The organism is Leptospira neocaledonica, from assembly GCF_002812205.1.
GTDB classification, from domain to species: Bacteria; Spirochaetota; Leptospiria; order Leptospirales; family Leptospiraceae; genus Leptospira_B; species Leptospira_B neocaledonica.
Genome location: NZ_NPEA01000010.1, coordinates 1 through 24,760, shown reverse-complemented (window position 1 = coordinate 24,760; position 24,760 = coordinate 1). Strand labels below are relative to the sequence as shown.

The following is a 24,760-nucleotide window of genomic DNA, read 5'->3' as shown; positions in this document are numbered from 1 at the left end:
ATTTGATTAAAAATGTCTAAATCCAGATTCTTTAGGTGAGTAAGATTTTCCTTCGTAAGAATATCTAACCTGAGGAGATTCACCTTCTTCCAATGCAAACACACTGCCTATTTTTCGGATAGAGATCCCTTCCCAAGAAGAAGGTAATTCGTCCGGAGACAAGAATAGAAGCTCTAATTCTTCTCCAGAAGTTAAAACTCCTTCTACCCCGATGGCTTCTTTTACTCCATTCTCGAAGGGGAGGATATCCAAATCCAATTCGATCCTAACTCCAGAAGATTTTGCCAATTTGAATACGTCTTGTTTGAGCCCGTCAGTCAGATCCATCCCCGCATGTATTCTATTTTTTGAATATAAAGAACGACTTAAGTTTAATCTTGATTTAGGTCTTAAATGTCTATCCAAAGCTACCTTTTTGACTTCGGGTGAAAGAGAAATATGTGCGCCTTCTAATATTTTATAACCTAAAAGAGAAGCGCCGATATGCCCACTCAAATACACATAGTCTCCCGGTTTTCCGCCTTTTCTGTCTACGGGAGAAACTGATTTTCCTAATAGAGTTAAAGTTAAGTTTAACTCTTGCGTTCTGTAAGTGTCTCCACCGCAGAGTTCTATTTCGTAAGAATTTAACGCTTTCTTAAATGAATCGATAAACGGTTCTAAAAATTCTTTCCGATTGCAAGAAGGAGAAAGGCCGAAATTAAAAAATGCTTTTTGAGGAGTCCCGTTAGCTGCTGCTATATCCGACACGTTAACTTCTACCAGCTTGTTTGCCAGATCTTCAGGACGACTCCAGTCCAATCGGAAATGTGTTCCTTCGACTATTGTATCCGTCGTGATTAAGTTTCCTTCTTTGTCCGAATAACAGTCGTTTTCCTGTTCTTTGCCGGGAGGATATAAGGAGGATATGAGTTCTTCTTCGTTCAAGCGCTTTCCAATATCTAAAAATCTTGACTTTGTTTTATTTCAACCCTAGTATAAGGCCATGAAATCACGTATAAATTCTTTTTATATAGCCGCACTGATTTTTTCAGTATTCTCTTTCGGGGGAAGTTGGCAATTCAATTCGTTATCTGCCGATACTTCTTGCAAATATTCAGTGAACCAAGAAGCAACAGGCCTGGAATGGAAGGCGTTTAAATTCACCGAAAAGACAGGAGTGGGCGGTAAGTTTACTAAAGTAAGCATTACCGGAGCTAAATCAGCAGCTAATGTTCCGGATGCATTAAAAGGTTTAAAATTCTCAATTGATTCTCTGGATCTAGATAGCGGAAACCCGGAAAGAGATCCTAAGATTAAGGGAACATTTTTCGGAAATCTGAAAAAGAGCGGAAAGATAGAAGGTTCAGTATCTTCTGCAAAACTGGAAGCAGACGGAAAATCCGGAACTGGAGTAGTGAAACTTGTATGGAATGGTGTGAGTAAAGATGTTCCATTACAATTCACTTTAATGGGAGAAGTTTTAGAAGCAAAAGGTTCTTTGGATGTAAATAATTGGAATGCAACCAAGGCATTGGCTGCATTGAATGCGGTTTGTAGTGATCTACATAAAAGCAAAGACGGTAAATCCGTTCTTTGGCCGGATGTGGAAATTACTATTAAATCTACTTTAAAGAAAGATTGTAAATAAAATCGGAATGCGGAGTGGGCGACCACTCCGTTCTATTATAAATACAGCATATTATTTGCCGTCAACCGCCGCCAGACGTTGGAACGTAACAAAGGCAAAGTATTTTATGTATTTCTCCGCAACCTCTAATATCTGTGGCAAACCAGCTGGCCTGTGTTTTGACCAAAGTATTTCCAGTTTGCCCTAAGGTGGATAAACTACCGTCATCTGTTCCGTCGGTGCAAGTGTCAGCGGCTGCACCGCCGTTTCCATCTCCAAAACTCCAAAAGGTTTGGTTTCCTAAACCTGCAGCTTCCAGGGTAACATCTAGATCCACTGCAAAAAGATTGCTATAATCAACGGCGATCTGTTTCCCATAAGGCCCTCTAATCGGAACTCCAGTAGTAGGAAGATCTCCATACATTGCGTTTAAGGAAGAAGCAGATACGAGAGAAGTAGAAACTAAAGGAGCATACTTAGAACATTTCGTATCTATAATATTTGAAAAAAGTCGCTCTTGCCCGCATATAAAATTCAGACTAGGATCCAAACTGCCTGGACCCAAAACGGATAAATTTCCAGTAAAGCCGGTGTTTGTGGCATAGATATAAATTCCTTCGGGAGCAGAGACCAATAGACTCATTAATGTTGCCTTAGGACTGCAGGACCTGTCTTTGTCTGAACAGGTTTTGTCGGAAATACAATTGCTGGAAAAGATAAAAAAGAAAATAACGAAAAGAATACGAAGCGTCATCCAGCCAAGATTAAAGCAGAGTTAGCGAGCAAGCAAGAAATTATAGGTCGATTTTTAGATCTTAAATCTGTTTTCTATTCCCTAATGTTTAGGGTTTATTCCCTATAACAAAGACAAATTATCGGATGAAATTCATTACACGCCGGGGCATCTCCGATCATCCAAGCGCTAAAACTATCTTTAGGATCCCCAGTGGCACCGGCTGCTCCAGTGGTTGTCCCATTGATACAATTATCCGTAGAATTATAAGCACCTCCCGAGTTAGAGAATGTCCAAAACGTTTGAGATGTAATGCTCGCTTGTTCGAAAGTCATAAGTAGTCCTGGAAAAATATTTGTCCAAGAAGTAGCGATGATATCTCCTTTAGGTCCTCTCACCGGATAATCCGTACTATCAGGTAGGCCATAATCTGTAGGAAAACTAGAAAGAGGATGTGTTGAGGTAGAGACAACCGGAAGAACATTCGAACAACTGAAATCCGTGATCGGAGAAAAGAACTTATTGCTAACACAGATATTCTGGAGGCTATCTTCTATACTGGATCCGTATTTTGCGAGATCTCCCTGGTAACTTTGGGTTGGATACAAATAGATTCCTTTCGGAGTGGAGAAGATGGAAAATAATAATTCTTTAGTATTACATACTTTATCCGTGTCGGAGCAGACATCGGAAGACATGCAGGCGTTGGAAAATAAGAGTAAAAAACTAAAAAAATACAATGACCTGTTCATTTAAAAATCCGTGAAAGTAACCGATTCTTTAGAACTTAAGACGAAAAAAAATAAGAAGAACAGAGAATATTGCAGAATTTCTATATTATTGTTGTTCCTCGGAGCTGCTATTCGGAGTAAAACAAGTACATAAAACTCTATGGAAGGTATTACAATCGCCCAATGAATTTCCTCCTGGGTTCAACCAATCCGAATTTTTCGTATTCGCTGAACCGATCGATCCTGTGGATTCGGAACTATTATCTATTCCTGCATTACAATTGTTCGAGGGTGATCCGCTTTCAATGGCGAAAGACCAGAAATCTTCGGTTCCTAAACCTGCTTCTGCAAACGATCGAGTTAAAGATACGGGAGTTTGGATGCTCATAAATTCGTCCCAATTGTTCGCAAGTTGAATACCCGTTGGACCGAATACAGGAACATTCGTAGGTAAAGAATAAGAAGAAGAAAAATTAGATAAGGGAACCGAATTACCTGAGACCAAAGCCCAAACATCCGGACAAAACTGATTCACGAGAGAGGAAAATAATTTTTCTCCCCTACATATATTTTGACCGCTAAATTCCAATGTCGACCCGTAAGCAGCTAGATTCCCTTGGTATTTTGTATTTGTTGAATATATATAAACTCCGTTAGGAACGGAGAACATGGAAGTAATTAACGCTTGGGTGCTGCAGCTCTTGTCCTCTTCAGAACATGTCTTATCACTTAAACAATTGTAATATAGGGAAGAATATAGAAAAACGATCAATAGAAAGCTATGACTTCGCATAATGATACTCCTCGGGTCACCTTTAGAAAGTTCAAGGAATTTCTCATTCCACTTGACTAAATTGTACGAAAGTTTTTCCTTCTGCCTAGATGCGTTCAAACTTTAAAGCCCGTTCTACAATTTTTTTCTTATTGGCAATGGTCCTAACTCCTAGTCTATTATTTGCCGATCAGACTATTCTTCTCCGCAAGGGGGGTAAAGTAATCGGTAGTGTTGTAGGTCAAAACGAGAAGACGATCACTGTTCAATCCGAATCAGGCAAACAAACCATCTACAAAAGAGATATATTAAAAATTATTTATAAAGATATCACAAAGGAAGAAGAAAATCGCATTCGTAAGGAAGAAGAGAAGAAGGTTCAGGAAAATCCTCAGATAGTGGAGGAGCCAATCCAGATCATCCAACCTCCTGTTTCTACGGAACCGAGCAGGAGCAGATGGAGCGCAGTATGGCGTTCCGCTATTTTACCTGGCTGGGGGCAATGGTACACTGACAATAAATTGGAAGCTAAGATTACCGGGGGAGCCTTTCTTGCCAGCTTAGCCTATGCAGGTTATTCCAGATCTGAAGCAGAATCCGCAAAGAGCAAATATGATGATGCGGTTTCCAAGAGTAGCAGTACGGGTACATTGATTTACGGAGGAGGAATTGCAAACTTCTACCTTCTCACCGTAGTTCCAGGTGCTAGGGCAGATTATGAGAGTTCCGTCCAGGCTTATAATACTTCCGTTTATGTGCTGGGTGGAGTGTATCTTGCTCAATTGGTCCGGACGTATTTCCTAGGAAAATCTTGGGAGCAGGGGGCTTCTACCAATCCTGTCGCTTGGACAGTTGTGCCAAGACCGGATTGGTCTGCTGGTAGAGTTGGCTTCGGCGCAGAAGCAAGTGTCACTCTCGGATTTTAAGAATTTTCCTAACAAAAAGGGCATTTTGAGACTCGGATTTTTCTCCTAAAGCCTTAAAACCTCAAATTTCCTTGACCCCTTAGGCCGGTACGCGAAATTGGCCAATACAGGACATACCCATGCCAATCGTATCTAAACCGCATAGAACTCCTTCCTTAAAAAAGGAACAAGCTAATAAAGCTTGGTACGTAGTCGACGCAGAAGGAAAAACCTTAGGTCGTCTCGCTTCGGAGATCGCACATAGACTTCGCGGTAAACATAAACCTACTTTTACTCCTCACGTAGATTGTGGAGATAATATCATCGTTATCAATGCTGCTAAGGTAGCTGTGACAGGAAATAAAGAGACTCAAAAAGAATATTTCCATCACTCTCGTTATCCAGGTGGTATGACTGCTACTACTCTTCAAAACATGAGAGAGAAGCACCCTGAAAAAATCCTGTATGAAGCAGTGAAAGGTATGCTTCCAAAAAGCAAACTCGGTGCTGAAATGTTAACTCATTTCAGGATTTTCCCAGGAACCGAGCATAATCTCGGCGCTCAAAAGCCGATCAAACTGGAACTCTAGGAGATATTAGAATATGGCAACCGCCAAGGAAATTTGGGCAGTAGGACGTCGCAAAAACGCGATCGCTCGTGTAAAATTAAAAGAAGGTTCCGGTAAAATTGTAATCAACGACAAGGATTACAAAGATTATCTGCAAAACAGCCGTTCTAATATTAAAGAAGCTTTAACTGCTTTAACTCTGATGAATGTAGCCGAAAAGTTCGATCTTAAGGTAAACGTTTCCGGAGGAGGAATCATCGGGCAAGTAGGAGCGATTCGCCACGCACTTGCAAGAGTGATCTGCCGTTATAATCCCGAGTTCAGACCGACTGTTAAAAAAGAAGGCCTTCTGACTCGTGACCCACGTATGGTGGAGCGCAAGAAATACGGTCTACACAAAGCACGTAGAGGAACTCAGTTCTCTAAACGTTAATTTACGCTTTTTAGATCTTTTTTTGGGAATGCCTGAAGTTCTTGCCAACAAGACCTCGGGCATTTTCTGTTTTTAGGGGTTACATGAATTTTAAAAAAGTTTCCGAAGTCCGCAAAATCTTTTTGGATTATTTTAAGGAGAAGGGCCACACAGTAGTTCCTTCTTCCTCTCTGCTACCTGCGGGAGATCCTACACTTCTATTCACCACTGCCGGAATGGTGCAGTTCAAACCATTATTCACAGGTGCAGTAGAGCTTCCTTATACAAGAGCAACCTCCGCTCAAAAATGTTTGCGAACCACCGATCTGGAGAATGTAGGCAAAACGGAAAGGCATTGTACATTCTTCGAAATGCTCGGAAACTTCAGCTTCGGAGATTATTTTAAAGAAGAAGCAATCGAATATGCTTTGGATTGTTCCGTAAACCATCTAGGATTCCCTAAAGAAAAGATCTGGATTACAGTATTCGAAAATGATGATGAAGCGGAGAAAATCTGGCTTTCCAAAGGTATTCCTAAGGAAAGGATTACTCGCTTAGGTAAAAAAGATAATTTCTGGGGACCTGCAGGAGACAGCGGTGCTTGCGGACCTTGTTCGGAATTATACTTGGATCGAGGCCCAGAAAAGGCTCTTCCTGATTGTGGAGTCAAATACGAATGTAAGCCTGGCTGCGATTGCGACCGTTTTTTAGAATTTTGGAATATAGTATTCAACCAATTTAACCAGGATACTGAAGGAAATCTTCATCCACTTAAACAAACCGGAATCGATACAGGTTCCGGATTGGAAAGAGTAGCTCTACTTCTGCAGGGTGTGGATTCAGTTTATGATACGGATGAGCTGAGAGGGATTATCGGCGAAGTTGAAAAAATTTCCGGTAAAACCTATAACGAATCCACCAAAGTTCCTTTTAGAGTGATTACGGACCATATTCGTTCGGTATTATTCACGGTATCTGACGGAATCTATCCGGACCGAACAGGAAGAGGATACGTTATCCGTCGTTTGATCAGAAGAGCGGTTTTATTCGCCAGAAAATTGGATCTAAAAGAACCTTTCTTGTACAAGCTAGCAAAATCCGTATGCGATATTTATAAAGAACGGTATCCGGAACTCGAAAAACATATTTCCTCAGTAGAAAGAACACTTCTCGCAGAAGAAGAATTATTCCTCAAAACCCTAGAGATCGGTTTAGAAAAGATAGAGGTCCTGGTTTCCAAAACAAAATCCGAAGGCTCCAATACATTCTCCGGGAAAGACAGCTTTCTATTATACGGAACGTACGGATTCCCTGCGGAAATGACGGAAGAGATCGTAGCAGAACATGGACTTTCTTTCGATAAAAAAGGTTTCGAAGAAGAATTGGAGAAGGACAGACAATCTTCTCGCGAGACCTGGAAAGCAAACAAGGTCTCCTTATTCACGGGGATCAAAACGGATAAGACCCAATTTCTGGGCTACGATGTTTTAGAAGCCGAGTCCGATCTTAAATTTATATTCTCAGATAATAAACAAACTTCAACGCTCAAAGAAGGAGAATCAGGAGTATTGGTATTTTCTTCCAGTCCATTCTATCCAGAAGGAGGAGGACAGGTAGGAGATATAGGATTTATCCGAAAAGACGGGTCCGTATTTAAGGTTTTAGATACTCAGAAAGAAAATGATATTATTCTTCATATCGGGACCGTTCTCTCCGGAAATTTTTCCGATGGAGACAAAGCAATATTAGAAGTGGAGAAGGAAAGAAGAGAAAAACTTAAATTCCACCACTCCGGAACCCACTTATTGAATGGTGCCCTCAGAAATCTTCTTGGAAATCATGTACTCCAAAAAGGATCTATTGTTTCTCCTGAATATCTACGTTTTGACTTCTCTCATCCGAGTCCTTTAAGTGTAGAAGAAATTCGTAATATAGAATCCTGGGTGAACGAAAGTATTGTACGTCATATTCCGGTTGATACCAAAGTGCTGCCGATCGAAGAAGCTAAGAAAACGGGAGCAGTCGCAGCCTTCGACGAAAAATATGGAGATAGTGTAAGAGTTCTCCAGATGGGAGATCGCTCCTTGGAATTCTGTGGAGGAACCCACGTAGGCAATACGGGAGATATCGGATACTTCTTCATTAAAAAAGAATCCAGCCCTGGCGCCGGAAATAGAAGGATAGAAGCAGTGGCAGGCCCACTGGTTGTGGAGACCTTTCAGAATAGATTTGCGGAATTAACGGAAGCTGTTCAAAATTTAAATCTTAAGATTAAGGATGAGTTAGGAGAAGAAGGTAGTTCGCTTTCTATCAAAACTACAATTCCTGGACCGGATGAAATCAGATCTTTGTTTGAATCCAAGGGTGCGGATGCAGTAGTTACTCTAAGAGACCTTTCCGAAAAATTATCCGTCGAATTGGAAGAAACCCAATCTAAGTTCTTAAAAGAAAAGAAAAACAGAGAATCCAGAGACTTCGAGAATAATCCGGATATAATCGCTAAAGTATTCGAAAATTCTAAAGTGATTGGAACTGCTAAAATTGTTTCCGCCATCTTTGAGTCCAAAGATGCAAAGGCATTAAAAGGGCTTTCCGATAATATTAAAGTGAGAGAAAAGGAAATTGTAGCCATTCTCGCTAGCAAAAACGCGGAAGATGCAAGTATTGTAATTACTTGTTCTTCTTCTTTGGTGGGAAAGATCCATTGTGGAGAACTCGTAAAAACTGCCTGTGAAATTTTAGGCGGAAAGGGCGGCGGAAAACCGGACATGGCCCAAGGCGGCGGAAAAGAAGTTTCCAAAGTAGAAGAAGCAGTTCGATCTGCATTAGAAAAGGCAAGTTCCAGTTTGAACGGGGGAAAATAAGATGAGCGATCCATCATTCGATGTTGTTTCCGAAATAGATAAACCTGAATTACAAAACGCGGTTACTCAGGCAATTGCAGAGATCAAGAATAGATTCGACTTTAAAGGTTCCAAGTCGGAGATCAAACTGGAAGAGGAAAATCTGATCCTTATATCAGATAACGAAGCGAAACTAGAAAGTGTGATCGATGTACTGATCAACAAGATGGCTAAAAGAGGACTCGGTCTCAAGTCTTTCGATTTTAAATCCAAATTAGAGCCCGCAACAGGCAATACTGTTCGGATGAAAGTGAAAATTCGTAACGGTCTTGAAAAAGAACAAACTAAAGAGATCACTAAGATCGTAAAAGATTCTAAATTGAAAGTGATCCCTACCATCATGGGAAATTGTGTTAGGATCCAAGGAAAGAAGAAGGATGATCTTCAGGAGATCATGAGACTCTTAAAATCTGCGGATCTTCCGTTTGATGTTCAATTTCAAAATTTTAAGGGTTAATCAACTACTTCTCCGGTAATCAATATTCCGGTGAGATCGGTTTTTTCTGCGATATTTTAGTTCCAAAATTTGGAACTAAAATATATAGTATCGCAATGCGGAGAAACCGGATTATTTCCAGAGCTACCTTAGTTGATTTCTGGAAAAAACATCCTAAAGCAGAAGGTCCATTATCCGCTTGGTATGAAGAAGCTAAAAAATCTCTTTGGAGCGAGCCCAAGATCATTAAAGAAAGATATAGGTCGGCGGATTTTATACCTGGCAATCGGGTCGTCTTTAATGTGGGCGGGAGCAATTACAGGATTATCGTAAAAATGGAATATAGGTTTGGGGGAGTGTTTATCCGATTCGTCGGGACTCATTCCGAATACGATAGGATAGATGCGGAAACAATTTAGGCATCTTGTAAGGATTTTATTATGACAAATGCGATTAAGATACAACCGGTAATCTCTAAAACCGATCATAAATCCGCTTTAAAACGGATCGAAACATTGATGGACCGAGAAAAAAAATCCAGAAATGAAGAAATTGAATTAGAAACACTTTTCGTTCTAGTAAGTAATTACGAAGAGAAACATATTTTGATCTTTCCTCCGGATCCAATTGATGCGATCCGATTCAGAATGGAACAACAAGGTCTTACACAAAAGGATCTTTCTAAAATTTTAGGTTCCAAACATAGGGCTTCCGAATATTTGAATAAAAAGATCCCTCTTTCTATAGAGGCGATCCGAAAGCTGAATAATTCATTGGGAATTTCAGGTGACATACTGATCCAAAAATATACCACGAAAAGATGAGCGGATTTTTTATTTTCAAGCTGCTTGACAAAACCTTTCGGAACGATAAGGGTCTAATTTACGTATGAAACGTTTTACATTTCTCGCAATTATTTCAATTTTTCTGATCTCAGGGCTCTCTGCCGAAGAGGAAAACCCGATCAAGTTCAAGATAGAAAAATCCGCTCCTTCCGTTTATCTTTTGAAAATTGCTTATCCCGAAAATTTCGGGATCCAAAAAGAAGCTCCGCATCGTATCCTACTAAATCCCGGATCCGGATTAAAAGTGGTTTCAGCGGATCTAAAACTGAAAGGTAAAACTTCTAACCGCAAAAAAGAATATTTCGAATCAATAGAACCTATACAATTGAAGTTAGAAGGAAAGGGCGAACTGGAAATTCACGCTAAAATTTTCTACTGCGATTATAACAGAAATATCTGCATCCCCGGAAAAATATTACAAAAAGAAATTATACAATAATCGAATATATTCTGTTTATAAAAAAAAGCGGCTATAAGCCGCTTTTTTTTATGTAGTTTTGTTTTATGAGTCGTTTGTAGGGATTCCAACAAAGGGCTCAACGGAAAAATTTAGTTGAATGGGCGATGTAGGAGCTCCTACATGCGAGATCTCGCTACTTCTTAATCTCTATCTTTAGATCCGGTTGAGATATATGAAATAGATAATATGTCTTTCCATTGATCGGCTTGGAAACTTTTACGAACTTACCTTTGGAATCTACGAGTTCTTTCAGGAATTTTCTGTCGGTAGGTCGGAATGAATCTCCCTTCTCCGCTATAAAAAGATTTAAGGCCCTTTTTTTGGCGAGATCCAATGCTTCACCTTCGTTCCCGTCTAGGGAAGATACGACAACTTGATAAGTGGATGAGCTAATAAAACCTTCGGTTGCTTTCACAAATTGGTCGTCTTCAGTGGGAGCGGATTCTTCTACTACATTCTTGGGATTCTCTTTTTTAGGTTCTTCCGTTTGAGGGGTTTTACATACGGAAATGAGAGAAACGATCAGTACTGCTAAAATCGCTTTTGTATGCATAGCGTTAGATTCCTTTGTTATGGAATTATTTTAGATTCTAAGGTTCGCTTAAGTAAATCCGCATCCACAACCCTAAAGACAAAAGTACAACTCTTAGGGTCGCTATAATCTTCTCTGTATAAGAACAGTTTATCCAAAAGCCAAGCGAAAGAAGCTCGGTAAGTTAAATAATCAGCATTTACGATTTCCGTCTTCTTCTTTTCTTTTTTTTCTTCCGGAGGATCGTCTTCTACCGGTGTCTGCACGTTTTGGGTTGCGATAGAGGCCGTACCCATGGGGGAATTGGATTTGGTTCGAACCGCTTGCGGTGGCCCGGGAAGAGGTTCATATTTGGGCACGGTAGAATTTACTCCGACCCCGATCCAAGTTTTTCGTTCCTCTGAGACCTGAGCTATCAGCAAATTTACGGAAATCTCATCTCTTTTGCGGATGGCTCTCGCCTTACAATCTTCTCTCAATGTTAAGAGAGGTTTTTCCTGGTTCGGGATTGGAACTGTTACCACTACTTGGAAATAATCGTGAGAGATAAAACCCGAGTCGCTTAAATTATCCCAAACTTTTCTTCTATACTCCGGATCTGCAGGTTCGCAATACCCTAAAAAAAATGTCAGGAATAAGACCAACAAAACCCGCAACATAGTTCCTAGTTTAAAGCTCCCCTCTACAAAAACCAGCGGGATTTTTTCCCGGTATCTTCTGGACAACATAACTTTTAGGGGAAATCTTGTTGGTTATGTGGGAATATCTTTCCAGGTCCGTCATTTCTCGTTTCAGCATTTTGTTTTTCACTCTTTGCATTCTTATAAACTTCGAAACCTTCGCTAACGAAGATATCTTCTCCGAGATCCGAACTACTTTGGAATCTAGAGTGAAGAAGGTTACTCTGAAAAATGGGATAAGGCTCCTCATGATGAAAAGAGCGGATTCTCCCACGGTAGCTATTTATACCAAATTTTTGGTAGGAGCTGCAGATGAGACTCCCGAGATCGCGGGTACGGCCCACCTTTTAGAGCATATGCTCTTTAAGGGCACGAAGAATATAGGAGTCACCGATGCTCAAAAAGAAAAAGTATATCTAGATCAGATCCGTGTTTGGGGAAAACGTTTGGATTCTTATCGAATACAAGAAAGGGAATTGGCCGCAAAGGGGGAACCTGTTCCGGAAAAACTGATTAAAGACAAAAATATTTTAGAGACCAGATTTAAAAATCTGTTGGAGCTCCATCGTAAGTTCGTGGTTTCAAATGAAGATTCTTATATCTACGAAAAGAATGGTGGAACCGGTTTTAATGCATACACCACGAATGATGTTACGAATTACCAAATTTTGCTTCCTGCAAATCGATTGGAGATCTGGGCAAAACTGGAATCAGATAGATTAAAAGATCCTATATTAAGAGAATATTATACAGAAAGGGACGTGGTCCTGGAAGAACGTAGGATGAGAGTGGAAAACCAGGGAATGGGCATTCTGAGAGAAAAATTTTTAGGTGCCGCTTTTCCGAAACACACATACGGAATGCCTGTGATCGGTTACGAATCCAATCTTCCTTTTTTGGATATCGATAAGACTGAAGAGTTTTTCAAAAAGAATTATAGACCTCATAAAATGGCGATCGGGATTGTAGGAGATCTGGATTTTGATAAGACTGAAAAATTAGTCAGAAAATATTTCGAAGATATTCCGGATGGACCTTCTCCTAAACTTTCTCACGAGCCCGAAAGTTTTGACCATGAAACTAGAAGAGTAAGTGTAAAACATTCTTCCGGTCCTATGAAAGTGATGGGTTGGTTGACTCCTGCTTCTCCTCATCCAGATAAACCGGTTTTGGAATTGATAGATGCGATCTTATCTCAGGGAGAAACCGGAAGATTATACAAAAGACTGGTACTTAGAGACAAACTTGCTCAGAGAGTGGCTTGTTGGACAGGAGAACCTGGAGAAAGATACGCGAATCTATTTGCGATCTATGTAACCAACGTAAGAGGCGCCGATCCTGATAAGATTGAATCTTCTATCCTAGAAGAAATCGAAACTCTCAAAAAAGAAGCAGTCACCGAAGAAGAGCTGGCTAAGATTAAAAATCAGATTGTGGCTGATTATATCAGAGGTCTGAACAGCAATTCAAAACTTGCTGATGTTCTTACTTATTATGAATTAGTGGCCGGAGATTGGACCGAGATTTTCGATGATTACGCACGTTTGGATAGAGTTACGCCGGATGATATAATGAGAGTGGCCCAAAAATATTTCATACATAGGAATTTGACTGTAGGTGATCTGATCAATTCTGACGGAGAGAAAAAATGAATATTATAAAAAAATTAACTATCTCCGCTTCTGTATTTTTATTCTCCTTTGTTAGCTCAGATGCTGCTCCTGGAGATTTTGTAAAAGACGTAAAAGTCCCTGCTTTAGAATTCCATTTTCCGGAAATTAAGGAAATCGGTCAGGATCCCAATACCAGAATACTTTATCTGGAAAACTCCGAATTCCCGATCAAAACTCTGGAGATCACTTTTTACGCCGGACCATCTTTCTATACCAAAACCTCTTTCGAGCTGGTAGAAATTTTTCCAGAGGCTTGGAAGAAGGGAGGCACAACCTCCCATCCCGGAGAAAGTTTTGCTGAAGTCTGGGAATCTTATGGCTCCAAACTGAGAGTAGGCTCCGATTTGGATACGGTGACTTTAACTTTCTCCTGGCTTTCCAGATATGATCAGGAGTCCAAGGCCTTAATTTCTGAATTTCTGAAACAACCTATCTTTGGAAAGGAAGCATTCGAAATCGCAAGATTGCAGTTAGGCGAACAGATCAAAAGAAGAAACGATAATATCGTAGGTCTCGCTTTTAGAAAGGCAAATGAACTTGTTTATCAAGGGAAAGTAAAAGGTAAGTCTCTTTCCTTATCCGCGCTTGAACAATTAAAAGAAGAAGATTTAGAAGAATATTATAAAAACCAATTATTAAATTCAAGACGTTCCATACTTGTGAGCGGTAAATGGAACCAAGAGGAAATTCCTCAATTTTTGGGAGATATTCTTCCTGGACTTTCAGGAACACCTGTGATGGAATCCCAAGGTTCCAGTCCGGAGGAATTAAATAAAAACCTAAACCAAAAGGAAATCAAAAACCTGATCATAGATAAGGCAAACACTCAAAACGTGGTTCTGTTTTTGGGAGTAGGGCCTGCTCATAATGATAAGGATTTTTATGCGGTCCAAGTTCTGAATTATCTAGTCGGAGGTGGAGGTTTTACATCTTACTTCATGAGTAAAATCAGATCCGATAAGGGATTGGCTTATTCTTCTTCTAGTCATCCGGTGTTTGAAAAGGATCATTCCGTAATTTACTTTTTTACTCAGACAAAATCCCAAAGTACTATGGAAGTTTATAATCTTATGGGAGAAATTTTGGGAGATTCTACCTTCTCCAATATAAGCGAAGAAGAATTGAAGAATGCAAAAGAAGCAATTCTAAATAAGTTCATCTTCTTATTCACCGATTCGGTGGAAATTCTCAGAAACGAGGTCCGTTTCAGGGAACATAAAATGCCTAAGGATTATCTGAAAAATTATAGAGATAAAATCCAGAATGTAAGTCTTGCAGATTTAAGAAGAGTGGGTAAGATCTATTTTAGAAGAGACAAATTGACTGCAGTGATCTCTGGACCAAAATTTTCGGTCTCTTCTGACCTGCCGGGGCAAAAGATAATCGGTCCGGAAGATCCGATCCCATAATGGATTGTAAATTCGAACATAGAGGATATTTATTCGAAGGAATTTCGGAAGGAGGAATTCGCACCTCCGTTGTCATGCCTCGTTTAGGTTTGATGTTCGATATAGGACACCAAAATCCGGATCGTATCAATATAGAAAGGTTACTCTTAACCCATGCACATTTGGATCATTCTGCAGGGATTCCTTATTATATTTCTCAAAGGTCCTTACGTAAATTAGGGCCTCCTAAAATATATCTTCCTAAAAGTTTAGAATCTCCCATGAGAGAAATTTTATCTCTCTATTCTAAGATAGAGGATTTTCCTTACTCTTACGAAATGAAGGGACTGGAAGAAGGGGAAGAAATAGATATAGATGCATACCATTTTTTTAAAGTATGGAAAACATTCCATAGAGTCGATTCCCAAGGTTATACGATCTACGAAAGAAAGAAAAAGTTAAAATCTGAATTTGTTGGATTAGATCGAAACGAACTTTTAAAAAAGAAAGAAGAAGGAATCGAGATCAACGAGCTTCATTCTAAACCTGTGGTTAGCTTTTCAGGAGATACTAAAATAGAATATGTCCTGACTCATAAGGATGTGGCCGAATCTGAAATTCTATTTTTAGAATGTACTTATATAGATCAGGAAAGAAATGTGGAGAATGCAAGAGAATGGGGGCATATCCATCTGGATGAAATTTTACATCATATCTCTTCTTTCAAAAACGAAAAAATAGTTCTGATCCATTTTTCAAAACGTTATCCTCCTTCTTATATTCGAAAAGTATTCTCTAAAAGAATTCCACCTTCCGAAAGAGATAGGATACATCTCTTTCTCCCCGAATAATATGGCTTCTCAAAATCCAAAGCAGAAATACGGGACTTCTATTTATAAAGATGGATTGGAAGATTGGATCCATTCTGAATTAGTTAAACGCCCCTTTCATTGGCTGGAGGATTTAGAGAAGAAGGCCGCTCAAGATAAGTTTCCTGTTTTGACCCCTGCCTCAGGAGCAGTACTTGCATTTTTGGCTTCTTCTTGGGATCCGGACGTGATTTTGGAATTAGGAACAGGTTATGGAATTTCTTTATTCTGGCTTATCTCCGCGGTTAGAAAAGACACAAAGATCCAGACAGTGGACAGAGAAGCGGAGTTTATCCAAGTAACGAAAGAATTTTTTTCCAAACTGGAACCGGATTCTTCTAGAGTGGAATTTACGAATGCGGACTGTTCGGAGATCGCAAAGGGATTTTTGGGGACTTCTTCTTCGGGTCAAAAAGAATTGATGTTTGTGGACTGTGATAAGATTCGTTACCCTGAAATTTTAGAAATGATCCTGGAAAAAGGTAAAACCAGAAATCTAAGAGTGGTCTACGATAATGTTCTATGGCATGGAAGGATAGCGGATCCGGAAAACCAAGCTCCTTCCGACCAAGCAGTGCGTAAATTATGGTCCCTTATCAAAAATTCTAAGATAGAATACACCTTATTCCCTGTTGGTGACGGAATATTATGTTTCGATTTTAAGCAATAAAAAGCTTGTTTGCTTCTTAAGCGTTGTGTTATATTACCGCGAAGGGTCGATCACATGACAAAAATTTCTTTCCCTCGGATCGTCGCGGTTCTTGCGGCATTCTTCTTAATTTCGTACGGCGTAACTGCACAAAATAAACCTACAAATAGTGACGGTAAGGGCTCTGCACTGGCTAATGCAGCCGAAGATCCTAAATACCAGGGAGATTATTTGGAGGAATTTCATTTTGCCAGGACCTTGGATTCCACTCAGAACAAGATCAAAGTTGATTTAGGTGCTCTGGAAGTAGTTGTAAAAAATTTCGGATCTCAGGTCCAAAATTCCCAACAGGACTTCGATACCATCTGGAAAAAATACAACGAAGCATATCGCTATTCTTTAATGCGCAAATATATCGTCGCCGGTCGTAAGATGAAGGAAACGGAAGACGAAACCAATAAGCTGTACGGAAAATTCTCCGATCTATATAACCAAAAAGTGGATCAGCTCTTGGGAGAATGTGCAGATGCGATCGTTTCTATCGAACAAAAGTCCGGACCTGGGGCTGCTGCAAAAGGATATGCGGGAAGAGAAGTTTCTAATAACCAGCATAAACTTCAGATCGCTTACTACCAATTTATCCAAGCGGAGAAGATGAGAAGGGACTCCAGATTTAAGGACAGTCTCATGCATCTTAGGATCGCGAAAGAATACGGAATTTCTATCCTCAGCAAATTGAAAACCGAAGAGGAAAGTAAAAATGTCCGGGAGAAATACAAAGTGGATCTGAGCGATAACCGCAATATGGTGTACGCAGAATCCAAACTTTAAAAGATCTCCGGAGGGAAACATTCGGATTCCTTCCTTGACGTATGATGAGGGGATACCAGGCTATGCCTGATATCCCCGGAGAAATAAATTTCCATACGTGATACGAAGAATTTTACTCATCCTTTTCCTTCTAATATTTTCATTCTCCGTTTCTTCCCAAGAAACAATTCCGAAAAGAACCTATAATATAGTCATAGATCCGGGTCATGGAGGCTTGGACTTAAAGCCTAAAGAGGAACACGGAGACAAATACGATCCTATCTCCAATAAATATCTGGAACCTTATAAGGCAGGAGCCCAAACGAAATCCAGGAGAGAGAGCGAAGTTGTATTTGCTCTCGCAAAAGAAGTAAAAGAAATTTTGGATCTTACCAAGACACCGGAAGGATTCGAAACATTTAGATCTTACGCTAAAAAATTTACGAATGATACACTTCCTTGGATCAGGATCGATTCGGATCTCACCAGGGAAGAAACAGCGAAAGAAGAAGGAGCTGATCTTTCTTCAGATCCGAATGCATTTTATAGATTATATGATTACCCTGATAAAAAATCGGGTAAGATCAAACCCGGAAGAATTTCTAGGATCAATGCCGCTCGACCATATTTAGTTCTCTCCTTACATTTGAATCCAAGTTGGAAGGGACATCCGGGCGGAATGGCTGCTGTACTTTCTCCTTCTTATAGAACATTCTATAATTTACGAAAAATATCCGAAGGAAAATCTTCCAGATCATTCGAAGACGGACCTTGGAGTGAATGGATGCGTTTCAAAATGGAATGGTCCCGTTTAGAAAATGCAGTTGCGGATGCATGGATCTATTTTAACGGGTATTGGCCGAACAAGTCCGGAAAAAAAACAGACCTTTCCAATTTCGAAGGGTATCGACAAAATATGGTGACTTGGAAATATGCAGATCCTTCCGGTTGGATCGATAAAGCAGTGTTAGACGGTCCAGGGCCTTACGCTAAAAAACATTCGGAATATTCCGCCAAAGGAAAATTTTGGGATAGAGAAAGAGCGGAGCCGGAACTCTGGAGAAGAGAGGACGGCGCAGAAGGTTTCGGCGGAGATAATCATTACGCCGCATCTGAACTCATGAGATTTTTGCAATATGGTCTTCGGACTTTGCCAAACCAAGAGGAAGAATTATCCAATCCTGGTCCGATTAATAAACCTTACATCTCCACATATAGCCTTCCTACGTTTATCAATGCAATCTCAGCTTATTTAGAAATTGGTTATATTGATAAAGAGAAGGACATGAAAATCCTGACCCAAAGAAAAAAGGACACTGCGATCAGTTTGGCAGTGGGCGTTTATTCATTATTCCATGGAATCAAAATTAAATCCGCAGATTTGCCTTACATTCCTAAAGGGAAGAAGATAGACTGGACACGTTATGAGAACTTGAAGGAAGGAAATTATTTTAGAATAGTGAGAGAAGAATGATTCTTTACTCTTCTCTTCAAAACAGTAAAACTCATAAACATTTGGAACTCTGCTTTTTCTCCGGAAAAGTAGGCTTTCTTGCTCAATGAGATCCTTCTTACACAGATCTAAAAAAGAATTGCTTTAGGGTAATCGGGCTATACATATGGATTGTGAATTTTAATAAGCTCGCCAAGAAGCGAGAAAATCGAAAATTTATCGCCTTCCTAATTCCGATTCTTGCTTTGAGTGCCTATCTTATTGTTGATAAGGTTTTTCTTATAGAACCTTTGAGAGATAAATTGGCTGCTTATCTCCCATACGATGGGGGGTTTTCGGCACTGATCCATAACGAAGACATCGTCGAGTTGAATTATATTAATTCCAAAAATGTTTTTTTAGCGATCGGAACTTCAAGGAGTGTGGCCTTTAACGGATATCCGAACGTGGGCTATACACGAAAAGACCCGTTTTTAACCCCGCAAATAGCGGATAAAATGAAAAATTGGGAGGCAGTAAGTATCGCTATGGCGGGGGCAAGTATGCGCCTGATTTATGCCCGCTTACTACAAACTCTTGAAAAAGGGTGGGCACCCGATTTTGCAATCGTCGAAATCTCGATGATGAGTTTTAGTAAGAACAGAAAGTATAAAGAATTTTTAAAACAAAATGTCATTCCAGTTGATTTTGCAATAAAACATCATAAGGAATTCGGGTTGAAAGCGGTTTGGGATATTCTTTATCCCAAGATGTTCTTATCTTATAAATATCAATTTTCCCCCAAAAATTTCCTGAGGCTATTACAAGGTGAAGATCGAGACTGGGAATCCATGATCGTCGGATTAACGGATGGAAATGCTTCCTATGCAGTAAGCAAAAAAGATCGCAAAAACTTGGAACTCGGTAATTTTAAGGATTATAATACTCTAACCCTTGGGACTGGTGCCGTATATAAAGAGCTTTTCGAAGGTAGCTTGGCGATTTTGAAGCAGGAACATTCTGGTAATGGTGTTTATGTGGTCGATTCGGAAGAGTTGGAATATTTGGAGAAGACGATCGAGTTATTAAAAGCTAAAAAAATTCCTACCGTTTATTGGCGACCTCGTGTGCATCCGATTTTGAACGATTATGAGCGGATGGAAGATAATTGGGTGGAATTTAACACTAAGGTTTTGGATACGATTCGAAGAAGTGGTGCTCATTATGTGGATGCAAATGAGTTCCCTATGAAATGTGATTATTTTCAAGATGTCGGACATTTGTCGCGACGTTGTTATACCGAGCTTTCGTCTTTTCTTTTACCTGTGCGTTGAGCTATTATTGCATTAGGAAAATATGTTATTTAACAGCCTTGTTTTTTTGATCTTTTTCTCGTTTGTTTATCTGATCTACTGGTCCTTGAATCACAAGTGGAGACGAGGATTTCTCATTTTGGCCTCCTTTGTTTTTTATGGGTATTGGAGTGTCCTTTTTCTTGCTCATTTCGTGTTGATCGTGGTTTTGAATTACGGCTTTTACTATTTTTTTGAACGCCGAGGTGACCGTAAAAGACTGACCTGGATTCTGATCTTAAATCTGGCGAATCTTTTCGTTTTCAAATACTATCCGTTCTTTAAGCGAGTGATGTCCGATATCGGCTTTGGTTTTGATGTTTTACCTGTCAGTGGCGAATGGATTCTTCCCTTAGCGATTAGTTTCTATACGTTCCAAATGATATCTTTCCAAGTTGATGTACATCGGGGAGATTTTGAATATAAAGTATCCTTATCGGACTTTCTATTATTTATACTTTTCTTTCCGCAGTTGATTGCTGGTCCTATATTACGAGCGAAAGATTTCTTGACCAGGATTCATGTTCCGAAGCGGCCCAACTTACTGTTTTCAACGACAGGTAGTTGGTGGATTCTAATCGGTCTGATTAAAAAAGTACTGATAGCTGATCAGATATCGGTCTGGATAGATACTGTATATTCGTCTCCGGGAATGTACAACGCGGAAGCTCATTGGGCATCATTTTACGGTTTTGCGATTCAGATCTATTGCGACTTTTCAGGCTATACGGATATTGCCAGGGGATGCGCTTTACTTCTAGGCTATAAACTTCCTCCTAATTTTCTAGCTCCCTATTTTTCGGGATCCTTTCGGGAATTTTGGCGTCGATGGCATATATCATTATCGACTTGGTTACGCGATTACCTCTATATTCCGTTAGGTGGAAACAGGTCCGGCAATCTAAGAACGAATATTAATCTTTTTTTAACGATGCTTTTGGGCGGTCTCTGGCACGGAGCAAATTATACTTTTATAATCTGGGGGGCGTGGCACGGCCTACTTTTGGGTTTTGAAAGACTTATAGAAGGGCGTTTTTCCTTTTTCAAACGGGTCCCTAAATTTGTTTCCGCATTATTTGTTTTTCATTTCGTTTGTATCGGTTGGGTGTTTTTCCGAGCCGACTCGGTTGTGGATGCGTTGGGATTTATTTCGGGCTTATTTAGTTTCTCCGGAGAAAAGTTAAAATTACCTTGGGGAACGAATTGGATATTCCTTTCTTTTTTAATTGTTCATTGGTTGGAATACCGCCCACTAAAACCGAAATGGGAAAACTTAAAAATAGTGCTTCGCTATGCGATTCCAGTGGTGGCTATTTTTGTCGGATTTTGGATCGCGGGGTCTGTTTCCGGCGAAAGGTCATTTATTTATTTCCAATTTTAATGAGAACTACGATCTTATCCAAACGGGCAAGATCGTCTTCTCAATCTAACTGTATTTTATTGCACCGACCTCACGGGAATATCTTAAGATACCTTTGTGGAATTTCTCTCATATATTCCTAGAAACAATGCAAGTTCGATTATTAGGGATTTCGAATACTAAGAGGCTCGAGACCAAAATTTTGAAAATTATCCAGATTGAGAGAAAAGATTCAATAGAACAAAGATTGTAATAATCCGAGGATCTTTGACAGTAGTTCTCCGGGCTCGGATTTATTAACTAATAATTGGAATTCCGAATACGATAGAGAGCAGCCCAATTATAGATGGTAAAATGTTGTTCTGCTTTGTATTATAATTTGATCGCTCTTATCAAGTTTGATATAAGCGCCAGCAAGGGTGTAGAATGTTCAAAATGTATTTTTTGTCTAAGGATTTAAGATGAAAAAAGTTAAGGACCTGGAATCATTAAAAAATCAGCGGGCTCAGAGTACGGAAGCAAAACGTCTACTTTTTGCGGTTAAAAACGTTGGATTTAAAGAGGTAGAAAGTAAAACGGGAGTTACTCAGCATACTTTACAGAGATGGGCAAGAAATAATGATAAAATTGAAGATATGCTTCTAAATGAACTTTTATTAGAATGCGGTATTTCAAAAATATATGTTAGGACTTGGAAAGGTAGATGGGAAGCCTCAACGGAAGAAAGAGTAGATAGATTTAATGAATTAGTTAAGGATGCCGTTAATAACCAGCAAGTTAAAGAAGATGTTCAATTAAAAAGAATTATGGATTTGGTAGTTAAGTTAGATTTAGGGGATAAAGAATTAATTATCAATATGTGCCATAAGCTGTTGCAAGAAAAGAAAAACGATTTTCTGCGTTCTCTAATTTCCCTATTATTCAATTTGCCTAAGGCCATTCTTGAAACAGCCTATAAACTTTTGCTTGGATTGGAAAAGAATTTATACGATAAATAGATTTTTTCGAACCGACTAATTAAAGAACAGTTTTGTAATTTTTTTAGAGGCCTCCGACAAATAAGCTAAAGGAGTAATTTTGCCAACTAGAAGGTTCTGAATGCCAGACATTTGAATATTATTTAATTCTTCCTGCCTTAATTTTTCATATCTATCGCAGATCTCTTTATAGCCAACTGGATCGATTTTGTTTAGTAAATACCGATTTATAGTAATTATTATCGAAGATAATCGAGGGTTACGGTGGTCCTTTCCGAAGTCGGCCAAATCCACATTAAATAATTTATATTTTGTAACGGGGATCCAGCTAAACCAAAGGAAAAAGATAAACCCGAAGGCCAATACCGAATTATGGATCAGCTCCTGGTCGGTGATGAAAAGTAGAAATACCGCCGAGGAAAGACAAGAGCAGAGAATTCCAGTGAAAAGATATATCGAATGAAGTTTTTCGAAATAACTTCCTTTTATCATGTTATAGATAATCCGTCCAAGCCCCCAAACTAAAGCAGAATAAATATATGTAACGGAAAGGTTATAAATTAACCCACCTCTAAAGTAAAATAGGCTTCCGTTAAAGACGATGGGGGATCCCATTCCCAAGATGGAAAGACCGGAAAATACCAAAATTGCCAAAACATGTGCCGCTGAAAAAAAGTTAGGGACAGATGTTAGGCTATTGGGATTTGAATAATTTCTAATTATATAATTTACTAAGAATGGGATGCACAGAATCGGTATTGGAATTAGATTCATTATAATTATTTTCGCTTCTAGATTAAGGCTAGTTTCCAGCGTAAATAAAAGCAAAGACCAAAGAGCTATCAAAGAAGCAATTATGGAGAATGCGAGAGACAGAGCGCGGCGATCGGATTTATAATAGAAAAATATCGCAGAAAATAAAAGGGCAACGGGCGTAATGAATGACAAACGTATTCTCCTAACTATAAATTGTTTTTGCTTCTAACTTTAAAATGAGTTCGCTGTTGGCAAGAATTCTAAAGAAAAATGTCAAATTTCTCTATGGATTGCATGCCGAATTATCCCATCAAAATAGAGCGGACTCAAATATACACTTAAGTAATATGTCAAAGAGATATGATAGTTTGAAAATCGATTAAATTAGAATTGGAGCAAAAAAGCAGTTCATCGTCAGTATACTGATATTGTCTATACTGAAAAGTCAATGGGCGGGTGATGTCTTATTGGTTTAGAGGTTTTTGATACAGTATCGCTTTTCCGAAATACCTGTATTCATTTGGTTCTCTGGATTTAAGATATCGAAAGTAAAATACCCTCCTTTCGCTGGTTTGAGGTCGTAAGATAAATTTTCGATGAGCTAATCCCGAGTAGAATAGATTTTGAGGATCAAAAGTAGAATATTCAATTTTTGCGACTAAATTCGGAGAATTATATACTTTACCTTCTCCATCTCCGAGTTGGGGATCTTTAATACGTGAAAAAAGAGGTTCCGGATGAAACATGAATGGCGAGACATCTGCATTTGCATCAGATGGGTTTTCAAATTCGACCGTTACTTTTAGAAAATTTTCGGTAGAAGGATGTTCCGTAAAAATTCTATCTTGTCGGGGCGTTCCGCCATGGCCTGTAATATTGAGAATATAGGAGTCTACTCTTTGCACGTCGACTATTCTTGTCTGAACGGCGATTGTGCCAAAATCTAAGTCTGAGGTCTTTGTTATCTTATAATCGGATAAAATAGGCCCGGAAATTTGAGTCGTCAGTTCAGGGTCTCTTAATACAGTATTTACTGCTTTGATGACATTCGTCGCAACCACGGATTCCATTTCAGACAGCCAATAGAAAGGAAAAATGGGCCAACCCAGCCAGACTTGCTGGTATACCGGCTGAGATTGAATTCTCGGAATTGGAACTTCTTTTCCGAAAGAATTATACAGGCTTGCCGTAATTTGCAGATCCCAACTTTCAAAACCGGGAATGAGCATTAATGTAAATAGAGAGGTATAAAAAGACAAACCACGTCTATGAGCGAATTTGGACACTTTAAGAACTAGAACATTTCTTAATTCACCTTCTATGTTTGTATAAGAAGACTGGGGATGAACTTCTATTAATCTTATTCCGAGCGCGGGGAGTTTGGATTCTAAGGTATGTTTTACAGTATAAGAGGATTCTATTAAGTGTAAGTCATAGTTATTTTCATAAATTAATATGACGCCAAATTCTTTTTGGATTTGAGAAAGAATACGTGGTTGTCGATCTTCTGCACTTGAATTTCGCAAAAGATACAAAGAACAAGAGTTGAATACAAGAAAGAAGAGGAGTAATAGAGTTGAGCCCTTGCGAAAAAAAGTTGTAGGAACTTTCATTTTATTTCTTCCTTCCATTCATTCTGAAGAAGAGGCCGAATTTATTAGGCCTTTTTCATTCTTTGTTAGTTTGTTATAACAGCCCTAGTGTAAGAACCACTACATCGGCATTTTCCGTATCAAAGTAAGATTCCTTACAAATTCCACAAAGTATATTTTATACGTTAAAATGAAAAAAAAGTACAAAATATACTTTACTGTTTTTGAAACTTTAGAGTCCCATTGCAGAATCGCTGAAATCGGACTCTAAATATGTCTCAACTTAGGAAAGTAATAGCTAAACGGATTCAAATT

The 24,760-nt window shown here is 39.2% G+C and carries 26 protein-coding genes; 18 read left to right on the top strand and 8 right to left on the bottom strand.

The features are described from left to right. Positions 1-6 precede the first annotated feature (6 nt). On the bottom strand, positions 7-927 hold the full coding sequence (gene thiL, locus CH365_RS17020) for a thiamine-phosphate kinase (RefSeq protein ID WP_100769744.1): 921 nt from the start codon (positions 925-927) through the stop codon (positions 7-9). A gap of 58 nt (positions 928-985) precedes the next feature. Here thiL and CH365_RS17015 point away from each other — a divergent pair, with 58 nt between their 5' ends. After that, positions 986-1,630 (top strand): YceI family protein, encoded by a 645-nt coding sequence (locus CH365_RS17015; protein WP_100769743.1) that lies wholly within the window; start codon positions 986-988, stop codon positions 1,628-1,630. Positions 1,631-1,691: 61 nt separating this feature from the next. Here CH365_RS17015 and CH365_RS17010 read toward each other — a convergent pair whose 3' ends face one another. The 3 genes from CH365_RS17010 to CH365_RS17000 form a co-directional block, all read right to left on the bottom strand. Continuing rightward, positions 1,692-2,252, bottom strand: a complete 561-nt coding sequence (locus tag CH365_RS17010) for a hypothetical protein (RefSeq protein WP_244283267.1) — start codon at positions 2,250-2,252, stop codon at positions 1,692-1,694. Positions 2,253-2,458: 206 nt separating this feature from the next. After that, a complete protein-coding gene (locus tag CH365_RS17005; RefSeq protein WP_100769741.1) occupies positions 2,459-3,094 on the bottom strand; it encodes a hypothetical protein in 636 nt (211 codons plus the stop codon). An 85-nt stretch (positions 3,095-3,179) separates the two neighbouring features. Further along, a complete protein-coding gene (locus CH365_RS17000) occupies positions 3,180-3,866 on the bottom strand; it encodes a hypothetical protein (RefSeq protein ID WP_125226332.1) in 687 nt (228 codons plus the stop codon). A gap of 89 nt (positions 3,867-3,955) precedes the next feature. On the opposite strand from CH365_RS17000, the gene CH365_RS16995 reads away from it, so the two are divergent. From CH365_RS16995 to mpl17, 8 genes are all read left to right on the top strand, one after another. After that, positions 3,956-4,771, top strand: a complete 816-nt coding sequence (locus CH365_RS16995; protein ID WP_100769739.1) for an LA_0442/LA_0875 N-terminal domain-containing protein — start codon at positions 3,956-3,958, stop codon at positions 4,769-4,771. Positions 4,772-4,890: 119 nt separating this feature from the next. Further along, complete coding sequence (gene rplM, locus CH365_RS16990) at positions 4,891-5,340, top strand: 50S ribosomal protein L13 (RefSeq protein WP_100769738.1); 450 nt, start codon at positions 4,891-4,893, stop codon at positions 5,338-5,340. 13 nt (positions 5,341-5,353) lie between these two features. Continuing rightward, entirely contained in the window at positions 5,354-5,752 is a 399-nt protein-coding gene (gene rpsI, locus CH365_RS16985) for a 30S ribosomal protein S9 (protein ID WP_100769737.1), read from the top strand. An 83-nt stretch (positions 5,753-5,835) separates the two neighbouring features. Then, positions 5,836-8,595: an alanine--tRNA ligase gene (gene alaS / locus CH365_RS16980; RefSeq protein WP_100769736.1), complete on the top strand. Its 2,760-nt coding sequence runs from the start codon at positions 5,836-5,838 to the stop codon at positions 8,593-8,595. Between the two features lies 1 nt (position 8,596). Further along, positions 8,597-9,091, top strand: a complete 495-nt coding sequence (locus tag CH365_RS16975) for a YajQ family cyclic di-GMP-binding protein (RefSeq protein WP_100769735.1) — start codon at positions 8,597-8,599, stop codon at positions 9,089-9,091. Positions 9,092-9,186: 95 nt separating this feature from the next. Beyond that, positions 9,187-9,489: a type II toxin-antitoxin system HigB family toxin gene (locus CH365_RS16970; protein WP_100769734.1), complete on the top strand. Its 303-nt coding sequence runs from the start codon at positions 9,187-9,189 to the stop codon at positions 9,487-9,489. 21 nt (positions 9,490-9,510) lie between these two features. Then, on the top strand, positions 9,511-9,894 hold the full coding sequence (locus tag CH365_RS16965; RefSeq protein ID WP_208861234.1) for a helix-turn-helix domain-containing protein: 384 nt from the start codon (positions 9,511-9,513) through the stop codon (positions 9,892-9,894). Between the two features lie 64 nt (positions 9,895-9,958). After that, positions 9,959-10,354, top strand: a complete 396-nt coding sequence (mpl17, locus tag CH365_RS16960) for a cell surface protein MPL17 (protein ID WP_100769733.1) — start codon at positions 9,959-9,961, stop codon at positions 10,352-10,354. A gap of 154 nt (positions 10,355-10,508) precedes the next feature. Here the strand turns inward: mpl17 and CH365_RS16955 are convergent, their stop codons facing one another. Both CH365_RS16955 and CH365_RS16950 read right to left on the bottom strand, forming a co-directional pair. After that, complete coding sequence (locus tag CH365_RS16955; RefSeq protein ID WP_100769732.1) at positions 10,509-10,928, bottom strand: lipoprotein; 420 nt, start codon at positions 10,926-10,928, stop codon at positions 10,509-10,511. 17 nt (positions 10,929-10,945) lie between these two features. After that, positions 10,946-11,566 (bottom strand): hypothetical protein, encoded by a 621-nt coding sequence (locus CH365_RS16950; RefSeq protein WP_208861233.1) that lies wholly within the window; start codon positions 11,564-11,566, stop codon positions 10,946-10,948. A 95-nt stretch (positions 11,567-11,661) separates the two neighbouring features. On the opposite strand from CH365_RS16950, the gene CH365_RS16945 reads away from it, so the two are divergent. The 9 genes from CH365_RS16945 (at position 11,662) to CH365_RS20105 (ending at position 22,118) form a co-directional block, all read left to right on the top strand. Continuing rightward, positions 11,662-13,239, top strand: a complete 1,578-nt coding sequence (locus tag CH365_RS16945) for a M16 family metallopeptidase (RefSeq protein WP_100769730.1) — start codon at positions 11,662-11,664, stop codon at positions 13,237-13,239. Next, on the top strand, positions 13,236-14,669 hold the full coding sequence (locus CH365_RS16940) for a M16 family metallopeptidase (protein WP_100769729.1): 1,434 nt from the start codon (positions 13,236-13,238) through the stop codon (positions 14,667-14,669). The genes CH365_RS16945 and CH365_RS16940 overlap by 4 nt, the downstream gene beginning before the upstream one ends. Next, positions 14,669-15,499, top strand: a complete 831-nt coding sequence (locus CH365_RS16935) for an MBL fold metallo-hydrolase (RefSeq protein ID WP_100769728.1) — start codon at positions 14,669-14,671, stop codon at positions 15,497-15,499. The genes CH365_RS16940 and CH365_RS16935 overlap by 1 nt, the downstream gene beginning before the upstream one ends. Before the next feature lies 1 nt (position 15,500). Beyond that, a complete protein-coding gene (locus tag CH365_RS16930) occupies positions 15,501-16,187 on the top strand; it encodes an O-methyltransferase (RefSeq protein WP_100769727.1) in 687 nt (228 codons plus the stop codon). Positions 16,188-16,241: 54 nt separating this feature from the next. Then, positions 16,242-16,997: a hypothetical protein gene (locus tag CH365_RS16925; RefSeq protein WP_100769726.1), complete on the top strand. Its 756-nt coding sequence runs from the start codon at positions 16,242-16,244 to the stop codon at positions 16,995-16,997. A gap of 97 nt (positions 16,998-17,094) precedes the next feature. Further along, complete coding sequence (locus tag CH365_RS16920) at positions 17,095-18,450, top strand: N-acetylmuramoyl-L-alanine amidase (RefSeq protein WP_100769725.1); 1,356 nt, start codon at positions 17,095-17,097, stop codon at positions 18,448-18,450. A 152-nt stretch (positions 18,451-18,602) separates the two neighbouring features. Further along, positions 18,603-19,742, top strand: a complete 1,140-nt coding sequence (locus tag CH365_RS16915) for a DUF1574 family protein (protein ID WP_165782623.1) — start codon at positions 18,603-18,605, stop codon at positions 19,740-19,742. A 22-nt stretch (positions 19,743-19,764) separates the two neighbouring features. Next, positions 19,765-21,141 (top strand): MBOAT family O-acyltransferase, encoded by a 1,377-nt coding sequence (locus CH365_RS16910; RefSeq protein ID WP_100769723.1) that lies wholly within the window; start codon positions 19,765-19,767, stop codon positions 21,139-21,141. 440 nt (positions 21,142-21,581) lie between these two features. Further along, positions 21,582-22,118, top strand: coding sequence for a hypothetical protein (locus tag CH365_RS20105; protein ID WP_244283266.1), 537 nt, complete (start codon positions 21,582-21,584; stop codon positions 22,116-22,118). Between the two features lie 15 nt (positions 22,119-22,133). Here the strand turns inward: CH365_RS20105 and CH365_RS20200 are convergent, their stop codons facing one another. Beyond that, entirely contained in the window at positions 22,134-23,045 is a 912-nt protein-coding gene (locus CH365_RS20200) for a histidine kinase N-terminal 7TM domain-containing protein (RefSeq protein ID WP_100769722.1), read from the bottom strand. Positions 23,046-23,317: 272 nt separating this feature from the next. Next, complete coding sequence (locus CH365_RS16895; protein WP_125226331.1) at positions 23,318-24,466, bottom strand: hypothetical protein; 1,149 nt, start codon at positions 24,464-24,466, stop codon at positions 23,318-23,320. Positions 24,467-24,760 lie beyond the last annotated feature (294 nt).